At 56.9% G+C, this 14,824-nt stretch carries 12 protein-coding genes; 6 read left to right on the top strand and 6 right to left on the bottom strand.

What is annotated here, in order from left to right:
* Position 1: 1 nt before the first annotated feature.
* Positions 2-967 carry a DNA polymerase III subunit delta gene (gene holA / locus SynPROSU1_RS00380; protein WP_186571056.1) on the top strand — a complete coding sequence of 322 codons (966 nt, stop codon included), beginning with the start codon at positions 2-4 and terminating at the stop codon, positions 965-967.
* Positions 968-983: 16 nt separating this feature from the next.
* On the opposite strand, the gene SynPROSU1_RS00375 is transcribed toward holA, so the two are convergent.
* The gene (locus tag SynPROSU1_RS00375; RefSeq protein WP_186571055.1) at positions 984-1,610 is read right to left on the bottom strand and encodes a class I SAM-dependent methyltransferase; all 627 of its coding nucleotides are present in this window, start codon (positions 1,608-1,610) and stop codon (positions 984-986) included.
* A gap of 196 nt (positions 1,611-1,806) precedes the next feature.
* On the opposite strand from SynPROSU1_RS00375, the gene SynPROSU1_RS00370 reads away from it, so the two are divergent.
* Positions 1,807-3,612, top strand: coding sequence for an aspartate kinase (locus SynPROSU1_RS00370; RefSeq protein ID WP_186571054.1), 1,806 nt, complete (start codon positions 1,807-1,809; stop codon positions 3,610-3,612).
* A 33-nt stretch (positions 3,613-3,645) separates the two neighbouring features.
* Positions 3,646-4,371 carry a tol-pal system YbgF family protein gene (locus SynPROSU1_RS00365; protein WP_186571053.1) on the top strand — a complete coding sequence of 242 codons (726 nt, stop codon included), beginning with the start codon at positions 3,646-3,648 and terminating at the stop codon, positions 4,369-4,371.
* Positions 4,372-4,542: 171 nt separating this feature from the next.
* On the opposite strand, the gene SynPROSU1_RS00360 is transcribed toward SynPROSU1_RS00365, so the two are convergent.
* Entirely contained in the window at positions 4,543-5,721 is a 1,179-nt protein-coding gene (locus SynPROSU1_RS00360) for a hypothetical protein (RefSeq protein ID WP_186571052.1), read from the bottom strand.
* A gap of 117 nt (positions 5,722-5,838) precedes the next feature.
* Between SynPROSU1_RS00360 and SynPROSU1_RS00355 the strand changes: the two genes are divergently transcribed.
* Entirely contained in the window at positions 5,839-7,197 is a 1,359-nt protein-coding gene (locus tag SynPROSU1_RS00355; RefSeq protein ID WP_186571051.1) for a M48 family metallopeptidase, read from the top strand.
* Between the two features lie 542 nt (positions 7,198-7,739).
* Here the strand turns inward: SynPROSU1_RS00355 and SynPROSU1_RS00350 are convergent.
* From SynPROSU1_RS00350 to SynPROSU1_RS00335, 4 genes are read right to left on the bottom strand one after another with little or no spacing between them, the layout of a single operon-like run.
* Positions 7,740-8,474, bottom strand: a complete 735-nt coding sequence (locus SynPROSU1_RS00350) for a hypothetical protein (protein WP_186571050.1) — start codon at positions 8,472-8,474, stop codon at positions 7,740-7,742.
* Between the two features lie 24 nt (positions 8,475-8,498).
* Positions 8,499-10,550, bottom strand: coding sequence for a ribonuclease J (locus tag SynPROSU1_RS00345; RefSeq protein ID WP_186571049.1), 2,052 nt, complete (start codon positions 10,548-10,550; stop codon positions 8,499-8,501).
* 49 nt (positions 10,551-10,599) lie between these two features.
* Complete coding sequence (gene dapA, locus SynPROSU1_RS00340; protein ID WP_186571048.1) at positions 10,600-11,508, bottom strand: 4-hydroxy-tetrahydrodipicolinate synthase; 909 nt, start codon at positions 11,506-11,508, stop codon at positions 10,600-10,602.
* Positions 11,508-12,530: an aspartate-semialdehyde dehydrogenase gene (locus tag SynPROSU1_RS00335; protein WP_186571047.1), complete on the bottom strand. Its 1,023-nt coding sequence runs from the start codon at positions 12,528-12,530 to the stop codon at positions 11,508-11,510. Before SynPROSU1_RS00335 ends, dapA begins: the two co-directional genes overlap by 1 nt.
* A 157-nt stretch (positions 12,531-12,687) precedes the next feature.
* On the opposite strand from SynPROSU1_RS00335, the gene tig reads away from it, so the two are divergent.
* Positions 12,688-14,097 carry a trigger factor gene (gene tig, locus SynPROSU1_RS00330; RefSeq protein WP_186571046.1) on the top strand — a complete coding sequence of 470 codons (1,410 nt, stop codon included), beginning with the start codon at positions 12,688-12,690 and terminating at the stop codon, positions 14,095-14,097.
* Between the two features lie 43 nt (positions 14,098-14,140).
* Positions 14,141-14,815: an ATP-dependent Clp endopeptidase proteolytic subunit ClpP gene (clpP, locus tag SynPROSU1_RS00325; protein ID WP_115024764.1), complete on the top strand. Its 675-nt coding sequence runs from the start codon at positions 14,141-14,143 to the stop codon at positions 14,813-14,815.
* Positions 14,816-14,824: the final 9 nt, after the last annotated feature.

Raw genomic sequence — 14,824 nt, 5'->3', positions numbered from 1 at the left:
CATGCCGATCCATCTGATCTGGGGCGATGACGCCGCCGCCCGCGATCGGGCCATCGATGCCCTGATCCAACGGGTGGTGGAGCCGAGCTGGAGCAGCCTCAACCTCAGCCGCCTTGATGGAGCCGAAACCGGCCAGGCCCTCCAGGCCCTCGAGGAAGCTCGCACACCCCCCTTCGCGGCGGGCGAGCGTCTTGTGCTGTTGCAACGCAGTCCGTTCTGCAACGGCTGTCCAGCGGAGCTGGCCGACCGGTTCGAAGCCGCGATGGCCCTGGTTCCTGACAGCAGCCATCTGGTGCTGGTGAACCCCGCCAAGCCCGATGGGCGCCTGCGCACCACCAAGGCCCTGCAAAAGCGGATCAAAGCGGGGCAAGATCACGAACAGAGCTTCCCCCTGCCGGCCGCTTGGGATGGCAATGGTCAGCGGCAGCTGGTGCAACGCACCGCCGAAGCCCTGGGCTTGAGCGTGGACGCCAATGCCATCGATGCCCTTGTGGAGGCCATCGGCACCGACAGCGCCCGGCTCGAATCAGAGCTGCGCAAGCTGTCGCTGCGAACCACAACGATCAACGGCGATCTGGTGCGGGAGCTCGTGGGCGGACGCAGCACCAATGCCCTGGCGGTGGGCGATGCTCTGCTGGAGGGCAATCCCGGGGAGGCGATTGCCCGCTGGGATGCCTTGATTGATGCCGGCGAGCCGGCCCTGCGGATCATCGCCACCCTCACAGGCCAAATCCGAGGCTGGCTCTGGGTGAGCCTGCTGGAACAGCAGGGAGAGCGTGATGTGGCGGTGATTGCGAAGGCCGCAGGGATCGGCAACCCCAAACGTATTTATGTCATGCGGAAGCAGCTGCAGGGTCGCCCGGCCAAACGCTTTCTCTCACTCCTGGGGCGACTCTTGGAGGTGGAGGCCCGGCTCAAACGAGGGGCTCTGCCTGGGGATGCCTTTCGCGATGGACTGCTCAGCTGAACTGGAACCAAACGCCTCAGCCTTTCGCCCGGAGAACCAACCGTGCACTGGAGGGATTGCCATAGGGAGTGACATCGGAGACAAGGTCAAAGTCGTGGAGGAGCAGATCCATCTGCTCTGGAACTTTCCTGCAATCAACAATCATGATGCCGGTCGGCTTGAGCAATGTTTGAACGGCATGCCGATAGGTCTCGTAGGGATAATGAAAACACCATGAATACAACGACTGAATCACATCGTATTGAGCCGGCTTGCCCTCAGCCCACTGAGATACATCGATGGTTCGGAAGTCGACGAGCTCATAACGATCATGCGCAATATCCGACTGCTCAAAGAGCGTCCGGAGCATTCCAAAATCGTTGTATTGCTCCCCCTTGTCTTGATAACCCAAACGAAACTCCTTATCCTCGTTGCTGGCATCGAGAACAGTGAGCTTCATGCCGAGAAGTTTTTTGGCAAGAAGAATGTCGTACCCGCAGAACCCGGCCCCGATATCGAGCACATGCAGAGGCTGATTTGTTGCAGAGCCGATCTCTAGATATTTGGAATATTGATCGTTCAGGTGATTCGCCTCATCATCACAGTTGCTCCAATAATCCCTGGACACGCTCTGCCACAACGCGGTGCGTTGCTTGGCAAGCATCGTCAGTGACTCAACGGGCAGCCAAGGAAGGCCATTCTCCAAGCGATGGACAACCATGGGACGACATAAATTTCGCCGCGAGGATACCCCAACCAACACTTCACTTCTGCAACAGACCGACAATCAGCGGCAAAAATCACAGAAGCCAAAACGTTGACGGTGACATGAGAAAATCCACATTGTTTCGTTCTGGCTCATGGCCCTGCTGGTGCAAAAGTTCGGCGGCACCTCCGTAGGCAGCGTCGAACGCATCCAGGCCGTGGCCCAACGGATCGAGCGTTGCCGCGACGGAGGCCACGACGTGGTCGTCGTTGTCTCCGCCATGGGCCACACGACGGACGAGCTCACCAGGCTGGCGGATGCCATCACACCCAACCCGGTGCAGCGGGAAATGGACATGCTCCTGGCCAGCGGTGAACAGATCTCCATCTCCCTGTTGGCAATGGCACTCCATGCCCGAGGTGTGGCAGCTGTGTCGATGACGGGTCCTCAGGTGGGTATCAGCACCGAATCCACCCACGGCCGGGCCCGCATTCTCAGCATCCGCACCGATCGCATCCGCAACCGTCTGAACGAAGGCTTGGTGGTGGTGGTGGCCGGCTTCCAGGGAAGCACCACCAGCAGCGACGGGATCAACGAGATCACCACCCTCGGCCGGGGCGGGTCAGACACATCGGCAGTGGCCTTGGCTGCAGCCCTCGCTGCCGATGCCTGTGAGATCTACACCGACGTTCCAGGCGTGCTGAGCACCGATCCGCGCAAGGTGCCGGATGCCCAGTTAATGAGCACGATCAGCTGCGACGAAATGCTGGAACTGGCCAGCCTTGGGGCCTCCGTTCTGCACCCTCGTGCCGTGGAGATCGCTCGCAATTACGGCGTGAACCTCGTGGTGCGCTCCAGCTGGAGTGATGCGCCAGGAACCCGGCTCACCAGCAGCACCGCCAGAGCGATCAGCCAGAGCGGCCTGGAGCTGGGAAGCCCGGTGGACGGTGCCGAAGAGCTGAATGGCCAGGCCGTGATCGCCCTGTCCCACATCCCCGATCAACCCGGGATCGCTGCTCGCCTGTTCGAAAGCCTCTCAGAAGCGGACATCAATGTGGATCTGATCATTCAGGCGACCCACGAGGGCAACAGCAACGACATCACCTTCACGGTTGCTGAACCGGATCTGGAAGCGGCCCGTCGCGTCAGCCAGAGCGTGCTCGACAACCTCGGAGGGAAGCTCGCTGCCGAAGCAGGACTGACAAAGCTCAGCATCGGTGGAGCTGGGATCATGGGCCGGCCCGGGATTGCCGCAAGCCTGTTCAACTGCCTGTCGCACCAGGGAATCAACCTCCGGCTGATCGCCACCAGCGAAGTGAAAGTGAGCTGTGTGATCGATTCCGCCAGTGATGCAAAAGCACGGCAAGCCGTTCAAGAGGCCTTTGACCTGGAGGAGTCACAAATCCGCATCAATCCCACCGACAACGGCAGTGGAGAACCGGAAGTGCGCGGCGTCGCCCTCGACCGCGACCAGGTGCAACTGAGTGTTCGCCACGTGCCCGACCGACCCGGCACCGCAGCGGCACTGTGTTCGGCCCTGGCGGACAACAGCATCAGCCTCGATGCAATCGTTCAATCGGAGCGGCAGCACAGCGACGGGTCGCGCGACATCACGTTCATCCTGCGCAAAGAGGACCGCGCACGCGCCGATGTGGCCCTGGCCCCCCTGCTGGCTCAGTGGCCCGGTGCCGCCCTGGAAGATGGTGAGGCCATCGCCCGGGTGAGTGCTGTGGGCGCTGGGATGCCTGCAACACCAGGGACAGCAGGACGCATGTTCCGTGCGCTGGCGGATGCAGGCATCAACATCGGCCTGATCGCCACCAGCGAAATCAGAACCAGCTGTGTGGTGGCGGAAGACGCCGGCGTCCAGGCACTCCAGGTGGTGCACGCCGGCTTCGGGCTGGGAGGAAAAGAGCGTCACACCGCCCAGGGCACCCCATCACCGCACGACCCCGACTGACGGACTACAACGGGGGGACTGGCCCCCCAACGCGTGGACGCCGATTTCGAGCAGCCCTACCAAGCCGCGGAACGGGCCTATGGCCTCGGGGAGTACGCCGAGGCCCATGCTCTCGCTTTGGAGTTATGGGACAAACTGCAAAAAGCATCGGAAGCGCACGACCCAAGCCTGGTCTTGGGCTGGCGGGCTGTGGTGTCGTTATTGCTGGGTCACATCCAGCTGCATGGACTCCAACAACCGCACCAAGCCAGCGTCTCGTATCAACAGGTGCTGAAGAATCAACCGGACGCAACCATTGCAGCCCTTGCAGAACAAGGACTAAAGCGCTGCCGGTTAGAAGAACCCGTCAACGAAGAACGCATCACACCTGCAACCGAAGTGGCGACCCCAGACCTGCTGAAGGATCCCTTCCTCAACAAGAATCCCAATCAAGACAAACCAACACCAATTGATGCGGTCACAGCAATGCCCTGGTTGGCCTGTGACCCGAAACCCCAATCCACGAAGGCTCAGGATCGACCTTCCACACCGACCCCAGTCCCAATCCAAGAACCATCGGTCATCTCAGAAGCCACTGCCGAAGAGCACAACGCAAAAGATCTCTTGGAAAACTCATGGATCCGAATCCAGCTTCAACCTGAGATCACAGGGCCCATCGACTCCAATCCGTCAAAGTTCCGTCCTTCTGGAGGGAGCCAAGCCTCGAAGACTGATCGCGCTGCAAGAGCCAATCAAGGGACATCAAGGCCCGAAGGTTAATGAACTCGAACAACCGCAAGGTCAAGGATCAGAAGCCACCATCCATTTGGGATCACAGCTCAAAACTTAAATCAACCGGCGCAGAGTTCAGTGCTTTCAGAAAGTCATAACTCAGGAATTGCCTAAGCGAGCTCATTTTTAAGCAACCATCTGTGCAACAAACACAAAGGACTAGGCCTGAACCAAGCCACACTCCTTTTGAATAAGGTCGAGAGCATAGTGCACTGATTGGTCAACATCAACGATCCTGAACATGCGATCACGGTCGTTTCTACAATGTTCAGGCATATCGCCAAGCTCAACCAACTCTGGCGGCAAAAAATAAACAACAGAAGAGTCTTGCGATTGGTTCTGATGCCACTTCGCAATCGAAGCAGCATTCTGTCGGCCAATCAGGCAGAGGCCGACTTTGTTGGGAAAAATCCAAGCCAATTTGTGCTGCATCGTGCCCTCATGGGTGATGTAAAAATCAACAGAAGATGCCAATGACAACCACTCAGAGAACTCAAGCCCATTTAGATTGACAAATGGGATCGATCCAGCCTGAGCACCAAGCTGTTGAATCATGGAATCGCAGGCAGCGATCCTCGATTGAATCTCACGAGCCAGAGGACCACCCCTATCATTCTGCAACGTGATTCCGTCAAATAAAATCCTGATTTGATCAGACAACGGTTGAAGCTGAACAAGCAATTTGGAGAAAAACTCCAGCTCGTTTTGAATCGATCGCTTCCCAGGCCCACGAAGACCCAATAACAAATTTTGCGGCCTTGAACGGTCCGAAGGTCGGTCCAAGACACCATACGCATCATGCAAATGTACTCGAACCCGATGTGTAACCAGCATGGATCCAAGACGGACACTTGATCGCTTGGACAACTGATCTAGCCCAACCAGGTTTAAGTCGGGCAGCGAAGTCAGGTCGAAAATACTATTGACATCTTGATAACACTCAAAGGACTGTTTTTGTTCAATCAACTGCAACAGCGGATCGAATTCATTCCAAATGAAATGGGCAAAATTACGGCAACCCGTCCGAACAATTGCAGGGCCTTGAGGATACGCAGGCCAAGCATTGGGCCCATCCTCCAAAGAGAGAAGAGGTTGGCCAGACAAGCAATAACCTTGACCAGCACCAGACGACTTTAAAACAAACTCCTGCAACGATTCTGTGTCAACAAGCAACATGCAATTGCATCCGCCCAAAGCAACGCTGCTTCTGAACGCGTACCTTATTCCATCGATCAACAGACCAAACGACTTTCCTTCAACCAAAAATTTCTGATATGTCCTGAGGGATCTCAAATCAGAGTTAATCCACGCATCAGCATCCGAGAGGCCGAAAAACATATTTTTTCTCCAAGACTCATGCTGCTGCTACAATTTAACACACTAAAGATACAGAACTAAAGCAAAACGCGGAGCCAAACAAGAATCATGGATGCTAAGATTTAGAAAAATGTCCTGATGGACACAAACTCAAATCTGTGCCCCAAGTCCATTGAGATTGTTCAAAGTCCCGCGCGCCGTGGCGATTTTGTAGAGGCTCTGAATCAAGCAGAACGCCTCATTAGACATTACCCAGATTGGCACCAAGGTCATACTCTTGCGATCACCTGCTGCAGACGACTTAAGAAAGCAGACCAGGAAATCCATTTCGCAGCACTCGGCACTTGCTCGGTGCATGACGGACGACATCTCTTTCTGGCCCATGCATTTGAAACATTCATGCGCCATGACAAATTTTACATGGCCCTAACGATTGGGAAAGAATACGCACGATCCAATAAACGCGATCCAAAGCATCTGGTCAAAGAAGTCTTTGCATTAATAGCGTTAGGCAAATTCAAGCAAGCCGCACAAACAGCAAGAGTTCTACTCAAAGAATTTCCTGAAGACGAGATTATTCTGGAGTGTGCAGCGAAGTCCTTTAAAGCCATCAACGATATCCAAGAGGCCATCAGCACTTACAATAAACTGATCAGGATATCAAAAAATAACTGGGCCTTTTACGATCAACTGATTACACTGTTACTGGAAAACGGAAAAAACAAACGTGCACAGAAGCTGTGCGCAAAATCATATGCATGGAATCAAGATCAACCAAAAGATGTCAACCGATGCGAACCAGCAATTCAGGTGATGCAATATTTCCACAGCATGAATCTAAGGGACGGACAGAACGATAAAGCCAATCACCACAAGATCATAAATGAAAAAATTAAACTCCAGTGGCAAAGTTCATTACAAGGACACGGAACTTATCAGCTCATCGGCAGAGAAGAAGCAGCAGCAAATATTAAAAAATGGTTTGGCAATGATGCCAGAACTCTCTTCAACTGTTGCGCTCTACCAGCGATGCAGGCTGACTTTCTAAGAGTCGCTTTTCTAGCGCAACAGACCAACGCGCTCTACATCGACTGGCCACATCGCCCCATCCATCCAGGAGGCTTACTCGCCGAAAGCCACATCCAAAAAGGCAAGAGCCTCCTGGCCACAAGATTCCGTGGAGGCGAACAACGCCTTTGGAATGGATTTGCTTTTAACAGTGCTAAAAGTGATATTTCAACGTACTTTCAAGCCGTGTTGGAAAAAATTATGCACAATATTGAGCACAGAGTGTCCAACAATGTCTGGGTTGTCACCGGGCCTGGCGCATGGATTGATGTGCTAAATGACTTCAATGAACAGGACACACTGATTGATTACATTGTCTTTCCTGAAGACTTTAAAAAATACTTTCAGCCAGCCTTTGACAAGCGCAAGAACCTCCATGATCACTGGTCAGTCAAACAAGAATCACAATCTATCTTCCTGAATGTCTGAGACATTGCACAAATGACCCATATCAATACGCACCGAAAGACGTGGCATAAGAACCAAAATTGAACTCATCTATTCCAGTAGATTAAAGAAAAGACAATTTCACATCAGCCATCACAGAACAATCCACTTTGAAATGAAAGATAACGAAGAATCGAACACCCTAGAGGCCAATAAGCATATTTTAATACCCGCAGATTAACATCAAGAAACAGAACATTCAGGCCAATTCAAGATGCCTAAGGAGCTCGGAGAATAGAGACTCCTCTGAACTTGTCAAGACCACTGATTGACGAACGTGCTGAGCATGGAGTCTTTGCAGACGATTTCGGCATTGATAAAAGCTTGCCGAAAAATCAAGGCTTCCCAGTTCCTCTTGATGACATGCCTCCCAGTGATCAGCTTTGGCAATCCAGCGCTGCAAAGCATCGGCTGTGAAAAGACCTCCACCACGAGAAGAATCCGCATTCGCAAGATATTGCAATCCCTTGGACCTTGTCTTTCGAAGTTGCCTTGAGCTCATTGGACAGGTGTTCAGGTATTGGTTAAATGACGCTGCAATCGCAAAAAAAATTAGTGGGAATCGACAGGTTCGAGCGAGGCATGGATTCATACATGCTCACAAAAACATGCTTGCTGCTCTCGGGGAGCAAGTTCAAATCAAACGCAGGATCAATAAGTTGATGAATCATGCTGTTACCAGAGGAGCCAGGCGGATTGAATTCGGAGAAATGAATGCTGGAAACAGATGCAGAGCCCCAAGCTTTGAATGTTCGAATCGCTCGCGAACGACTGTAAAAAGTGTTGAAAGGTGTTTCAAGGTCGACCGCCCCTCCCGCCTTCAATGCTTGAGATAGCATTGAGAGACCAAAAGAAACGTGTGAGCGAAGAAAGCAAACAACATGAATTTGATCAAAGTATGTGCCCAGCCGATTGATCAATTCGTCCACCTCTTCTTTCTCCAGTTTTGAAATATGCTCATTTGAAAGAAACACGGGGAGATGTCCATGTTCCCTGCTCTCCTCAACAAGTCTCGACAAGAAGCGATGGATCCGACGATGCAATTGCAACTGCGAAACAGATGCTGATTCGGGCTGTGGCAATCCACGAATCGAATGGTAAAGCCCCGTAAAATTCCCCTCTCTCAGTTCAACCCTGACATGATTGATGGGTGACAAAAAATAAGGCTCATCAGCATTACTGACAAGCCTTGTGAGTAGATTTTGTATCGATGTTGAACCTGTTTTCTCAGTACCAATATGAAGGTAGAGAGAAGTCATCTAACAGACAACTCAAGGCAACGATCAACCCGCCGCTGAACGACGGCGACGGGTGCGGCCTGCTGGCATCTCCGACTCCGGGGCAGCCGGGGCTGCGTTTTCAGCAACCGGTTGAGGAGCCACCTTCTCCACCACGGCTGTCGCTGTTGCCGCCGCCGCACGGACGGGAGCCGGCGTGGACGTACCGGAACGACCGTTGCCAGTGCTCGGGTTGGTGCGCACAGGAGCGGGGGTTCCGCCACCACCACCATTGCGGCGACCATAGGGAGAGCCACCGCCCCTGCCACCTCGACCGCGCGGTGCCGGCCGGTCATCGGGCTCCGCGTCAGCACGACCCTTGTAAACCGGCGTGCCACCGGGCGCCGGCTGCACCAGACACAGAATCAGCGGCTCGACCTGCAGTTCACGGCGCATCCTGCGGCCCAGGCCCACCTCCACTTCACGCTGTACGCCCATCCAGTCCACTTCAGGTGCCTTGTCTCCGGTGTTGCGGCAGAGCTGCTTCCAGCGATTTTCGAGCACCCAGGTGACTTCCCGCTCGGTCCATAACGACATCTTGCGGGCATCCGCCGTGGTGACCACACCCCGCAGATTCACCCGCGGCGGAGCCACCATGGCGCCATCGGTGCTGATCGCCGCCAGGATCGTCACCACGCCGTCTTCCGCCAACTGTTGGCGCTCCTTCAGCACACGGGCGTCAACGATGCCGTTGCGGGATTGATCCAGAAGCTCGATGCCTGCCTTCACCGCACTGCCCTTGCGAAGTGAATCCGGAGTGAGCTCCACCACATCACCGTTGTCGATGATCAAGGTGTTGTCGACCGGAACCCCCATGGAGTGGCCGGTTCTGGAGTGCTGCACAAGCATCCTGTGCTCACCGTGCACCGGCACGAAGAACTTGGGCCGGGTGAGGGCCAGCATCAATTTCTGGTCTTCCTGGAAGCCATGGCCGGAAACATGAATGCCTTCGCCCTTGCCATAGACGACCTTGGCGCCCAGCATCATCAACTTGTCGATGGTGTTCACCACGGAAATCGTGTTCCCGGGGATTGGGCTAGCCGAGAAAATGATCGTGTCGGTGGTCTTCACCCTCACCTGGGGATGTTCACCGCGGGAAATGCGGCTCAGGGCTGCCAGCGGCTCGCCCTGGCTACCGGTCATCAGCAGCAGCGTTTCACGATCGGGCACATCATTGATCTGCTTAATCGGCACAAACAGCTCGTCCGGTGCGCGCATGTAGCCCAGTTCCCGGGCTTTGGCGATCACGTTGAGCATGGAACGGCCCAGAAGACCCACCTTGCGGCCGTTCTTCAGGGCCAACTCCAGAATCATCGACACCCGATGAATCGAGCTGGCGAAGGTGGTCACGATGACCCGACCCTCGGCATTGGCGATGTGGCGGTCCAGGTTGGGGAACACCGAGCGCTCCGGCGGGCAGAAGCCCGGAACTTCTGAGTTGGTGGAATCACTGAAAAGACACAAGACCCCCTTCTCACCGTGGTGGGCGAGCCGTGCCATATCGAAGTTTTCACCATCGACCGGGGTGTGGTCGAACTTGAAATCACCCGTGAAGACCACGGTTCCCACCGGTGTGGAAATGGCCAGCGTGAAGCTGTCGGCCATCGAGTGGGTGTTGCGGATGAACTCCACCGAGAAGTGCTGGCCCACCTTCACCACGTCGCGCGGACCAACGGTCTGAAGGGTGGTGCGGTCTCTCACCCCGGCCTCGTCCATCTTTCCGGTCAGCATCGAGAGAGCCAGCCGCGGCCCGTAGATCACCGGAATGTTGAAGTGCTTGAGGTGGTGGGCAATGCCACCGATGTGATCTTCATGACCGTGGGTGACGATCATGCCGCGGATCCGCTTCTGGTTCTCACGCAAGAAGCTGGTGTCGGGCAGCACCACATTCACCCCATGCATGCCATCGCTGGGGAAGGCCAGACCGGCATCCACCAGCATCAGGTCATCGCCGTACTCGAACACACAGGTGTTCTTGCCGATCTCATGCAGTCCACCCAGAGGGATCACCCGAAGACAGGGCTCCTGCCCCTTGCTGGATCGCGCGTTGTTGGCCATAGAAAGAGTTGAAAAGAACGGATTGCGTAAGCCGATAAGCCGGACCGGGCTAGGTCTGACGAAGGGCGGCCATGGCGATGGAGAGGGAACGTTTCATGTCGTCAGAGAGGGGGCATAGAGGGAGACGAGGAGCACCGACAGACCAGCCATTGAGTTCGAGCGCAGCCTTGACGGGAATCGGATTGGTGGTGGCGAACAGGGCCTTAAACAGAGGAATGAGAGCGTCGTGCAGGGCGAGTGCGGAGGCACCGTCGCCATTCAGATAGGCCTCGATCATGGCGCGAATCTCAGGGCCCGCCACATGGCTGCCCACACTCACCACACCAACGGCACCGACGGAGAGCATCGGCAGGGTGAGGCCGTCGTCACCGCTGTAGATCGCCAACTGCGGACCGCAGGCCAGGCGCAGCGCCGTGACTTCCTCAGTCGTACCGCTGGCGGCCTTGAAACTCACCACATTGGGGCAGTCCATCAGCCGAGCCACCGTGGCCGGAGCCATGCTGCAGCCGGTGCGGCCGGGGATGTTGTAGAGCATCAACGGCAACTCAGGAGCCGCCTCAGCGATGGCACGGAAATGGGCCTCCAGACCTTCCTGGGGAGGCTTGTTGTAGTAAGGCACAACCACGAGAGCCCCATCGGCGCCAGCGGCCGCCGCTTCCTTGGTGGCCTTCACCGCCTCCGCTGTGGAGTTGCTGCCAGTGCCCGCCAACACCTTGGCGTCGCTGCCGACCGCATCACGGACCGCCTGCAGCAATTGCAACTGCTCCTGCCAACTGAGGGTGGGAGATTCTCCAGTGGTTCCACACACGAGCAGACCATCAGAACCCTGCTCCACGAGATGGCGTGCCAACTGACCAGCCAAGGTCAGATCCACGGCACCGCTGGCATCAAAGGGGGTGACCATCGCGGTGACCACACGGCCAAAGGGCGTTGGAGAGAGGGTGGCGCTATCGGTCATCACTTCTGGATCAACAGTTCAGCGATCTGAACGGCGTTGAGTGCCGCTCCTTTACGGATCTGATCACCGCACAGCCAAAGCTCCAGAGCATTCGCGTCACTGATGTCCTGACGGATCCGCCCGATGGCCACAGGGTCTCGCCCGGTGACATCCGTCGGCATCGGAAAGCGATTCGCCACTGGGTCGTCGATCAACTCAACACCGGGAGCAGCGGCCAAGAGCTCACGAGCTTCCTCCACCGGGAAGGGGGCCTCGAACTCGATATTCACTGCTTCGGAATGGGCACGCAGCACAGGTACGCGCACGCAGGTGGCGGTAAAGCGCAGATCCGGAAGGCCCATGATCTTGCGGGTCTCATTCACCATCTTCATCTCCTCCTCGCAGTAGCTGTTGGCCTGAAGCGGTGAGTTGTGCAGAAAAAGATTGAAGGCCAAGGAATAAGGCAGAACTTCACCCTTCGGGATTCCGCCATCCAACACCGTCTGCGAGAGATTTTTCAGCTCCTCCATCGCCCGGGCGCCGGCGCCACTGGCCGACTGATACGTGCTCACCACGACGCGGCGCAGCGCTCGCTTCGCGGCCAACGGAGCCAAGGCCAAGGTGAGAAGGATCGTGGTGCAATTCGGATTGGCGATCACCCCCTTGTGGGCGAAGGCCGCATCGGGATTGACCTCCGGCACCACCAGCGGAACCCCCTGCTCCATGCGGAAGGCGCTGGAGTTGTCGACCATCACTGCACCGGCCGCTGTGATCGCATCGCGCCACTGCTTCGAAACAGAGCCACCGGCCGAAGCGAGCACCAAATCGACTCCTTCAAACGATTTGGCCGACACCTCTTCCACAGTGAGAGTGCGGCCGTTCCAGGATTGGCTTTGACCAGCAGAGCGGGCCGACGCCAGCAGCTTCAGCTCGCCAACAGGGAAACGGCGTTCCTCAAGCAGCAAAAGCAGTTCCTGGCCAACAGCACCGCTGGCACCCAGAACAGCAACATTGAGAGGACGGTTGGGAAGGGTCGAAGACAAACGGTGGAGTGAACGATCTGAACGAAAACCCGTCGACTTTCAGAACCGACATCACTGCGTAGGGAACGTGATGCCGTTGGTGCGACGCCCTCACCTTACCGATCCAAGCCCAGTTCAACCGTTGCATACAGTGCTTGGCTGCCCTTTCCCTTCCCCCATGAGCGCTGCAGCCCTGAAGGTGACCACCGAAGCTCGCCCAAGCAGCCGTCTGGCGGTGACGGTCACCGTTCCTGGGGAGCGCTGCAAGACGAGTTACGAAGACGCGATCACCAGTCTCAGCCGCAGCATCAACCTGCCAGGCTTCCGCAAGGGCAAGGTGCCCCGCACGGTGCTGGTGCAGCAGCTGGGGGGGGTCCGGATCAAGGCCACGGCACTGGAAAAGCTGATCGACAACGCTTGGCGTGACGCGATCAAGCAGGAATCGCTGGAACCGATCAGCCAGCCCGATCTGAGCAGTGGCTTCGATGGCCTGCTGGAGAGCTTTGAACCCGGTAAAGAGCTCACTTTCACCCTGGAAGCGGACGTCGCTCCGACCCCGAAACTGAAGAGCACCAAGGGCCTGAAGGCGGAATTCGAAACGGTCGCCTACGACGCCTCACGGGTCGACACGATGATCGAGGACTCCCGCAAGCAGATGGCCACGGTCGTTCCCGTGGAAGGACGCGCCGCCCAGAACGGCGACATCGCAGTGCTGGGGTTCAAGGGCACCTACAGCGATGACGGAAGCGAGATCGAGGGCGGCAGTGCCGATTCCATGGATGTGGACCTGGAAAACGGCCGCATGATCCCAGGCTTCATCGAGGGAGTCATCGGCATGAAGGTCGGCGACAGCAAAACCGTGGATTGCCAGTTCCCCGAGGACTATCCAAAGGAGGACGCACGCGGACGCAAGGCCGCCTTCGAGATCGAGCTCAAGGACCTCAAGACCCGCGAACTGCCCGAGCTGGATGACGCCTTCGCCAAGCAGGCCAGCGAACAGGAGAGCCTGGCGGATCTGCGCAAGGACCTGGAACAACGGCTCAAGGACGACGCCGAACGGCGTCAAACCAGCAACCGCCGCGATGCCCTCGTTGCCGCTCTGGTGGAGCAACTCGAGGTGGACTTGCCCGAAGCCCTGATTCAGCAGGAAAGCCGCAACCTGCTGGAGCAGACCGCAGCCCAATTCGCTCAGCAGGGCATGGATGTGAAGTCGCTGTTCACACCCGATCTGGTGCGCAACCTGATGCAGAACTCTCGCCCCGAGGCCGAGGAACGGCTGCGCCGCAGTTTTGCCCTCACTGCCCTGGCTGAAGCGGAGGACATCAAGCTCGACGACAAAGACGTGGACGCCAAGATCAAAGAGGTGAAGAAAGAACTCTCCGCCGACGCCAAGATCGACCCCGAGCGCCTGCGTCAGGCCGTGATGGATGACCTGATGCAGGACCGTCTGATGGGCTGGCTCGAGGAGAACAGCACCCTCACCGAAAAGGCTCCGGCAGCGGACGACAGCAAGGCTGAACCCAAGACAAAGGCTGCTGCCAAGAAGGCCCCGGCCACAAGCAAGTCCAAGGCGGACGCCAAGGACTGAGCAACGCCCATAGATTGAGCCAACTTCACCGCACACCGATCGCGTGATCGACGCCCGCAGTCACCACCCCATCCAGAACCGCTGGCGGGCCGCTATGCCCGTCTCAGCACCGGGGCCTCTGCCCACCGTTGTGGAACAGTCCGGTCGCGGCGACCGTGCCTTCGACATCTACTCCCGTCTGCTGCGGGAGCGGATCATCTTCCTCGGCACGGGTGTGGATGACGCCGTTGCCGACGCCCTGGTGGCGCAGATGCTGTTCCTCGAAGCCGAGGACCCTGAGAAAGACATTCAGATCTACATCAACTCGCCGGGCGGGTCAGTCACAGCAGGACTGGCGATCTACGACACGATGCAGCAGGTGGCCCCTGACGTGGTGACCATCTGCTACGGCCTGGCCGCCAGCATGGGAGCGTTTCTCCTTTCCGGGGGCACCAAAGGCAAGCGTCTCGCCTTGCCCAATGCCCGGATCATGATCCACCAACCCCTCGGTGGCGCCCAGGGGCAGGCGGTGGACATTGAAATTCAGGCCAAGGAAATTCTGTATCTGAAGGAGACCTTGAACGGACTGATGGCCGACCACACCGGCCAGCCCCTCGACAAGATCTCAGAAGACACCGACCGCGACTACTTCCTTTCTCCAGCAGAAGCGGTTGAATACGGCCTGATCGATCGCGTGGTGGACAGTTCCGGGGACGGAGGAATCATTACGGAGAGCTGACAGAAGCGC

This window comes from Synechococcus sp. PROS-U-1, from assembly GCF_014279755.1.
In the GTDB taxonomy this organism is placed as follows: domain Bacteria; phylum Cyanobacteriota; class Cyanobacteriia; order PCC-6307; family Cyanobiaceae; genus Parasynechococcus.
The sequence above is the reverse complement of the archived record's forward strand: the minus strand, read 5'-3'. Positions and strand labels throughout refer to the sequence as shown.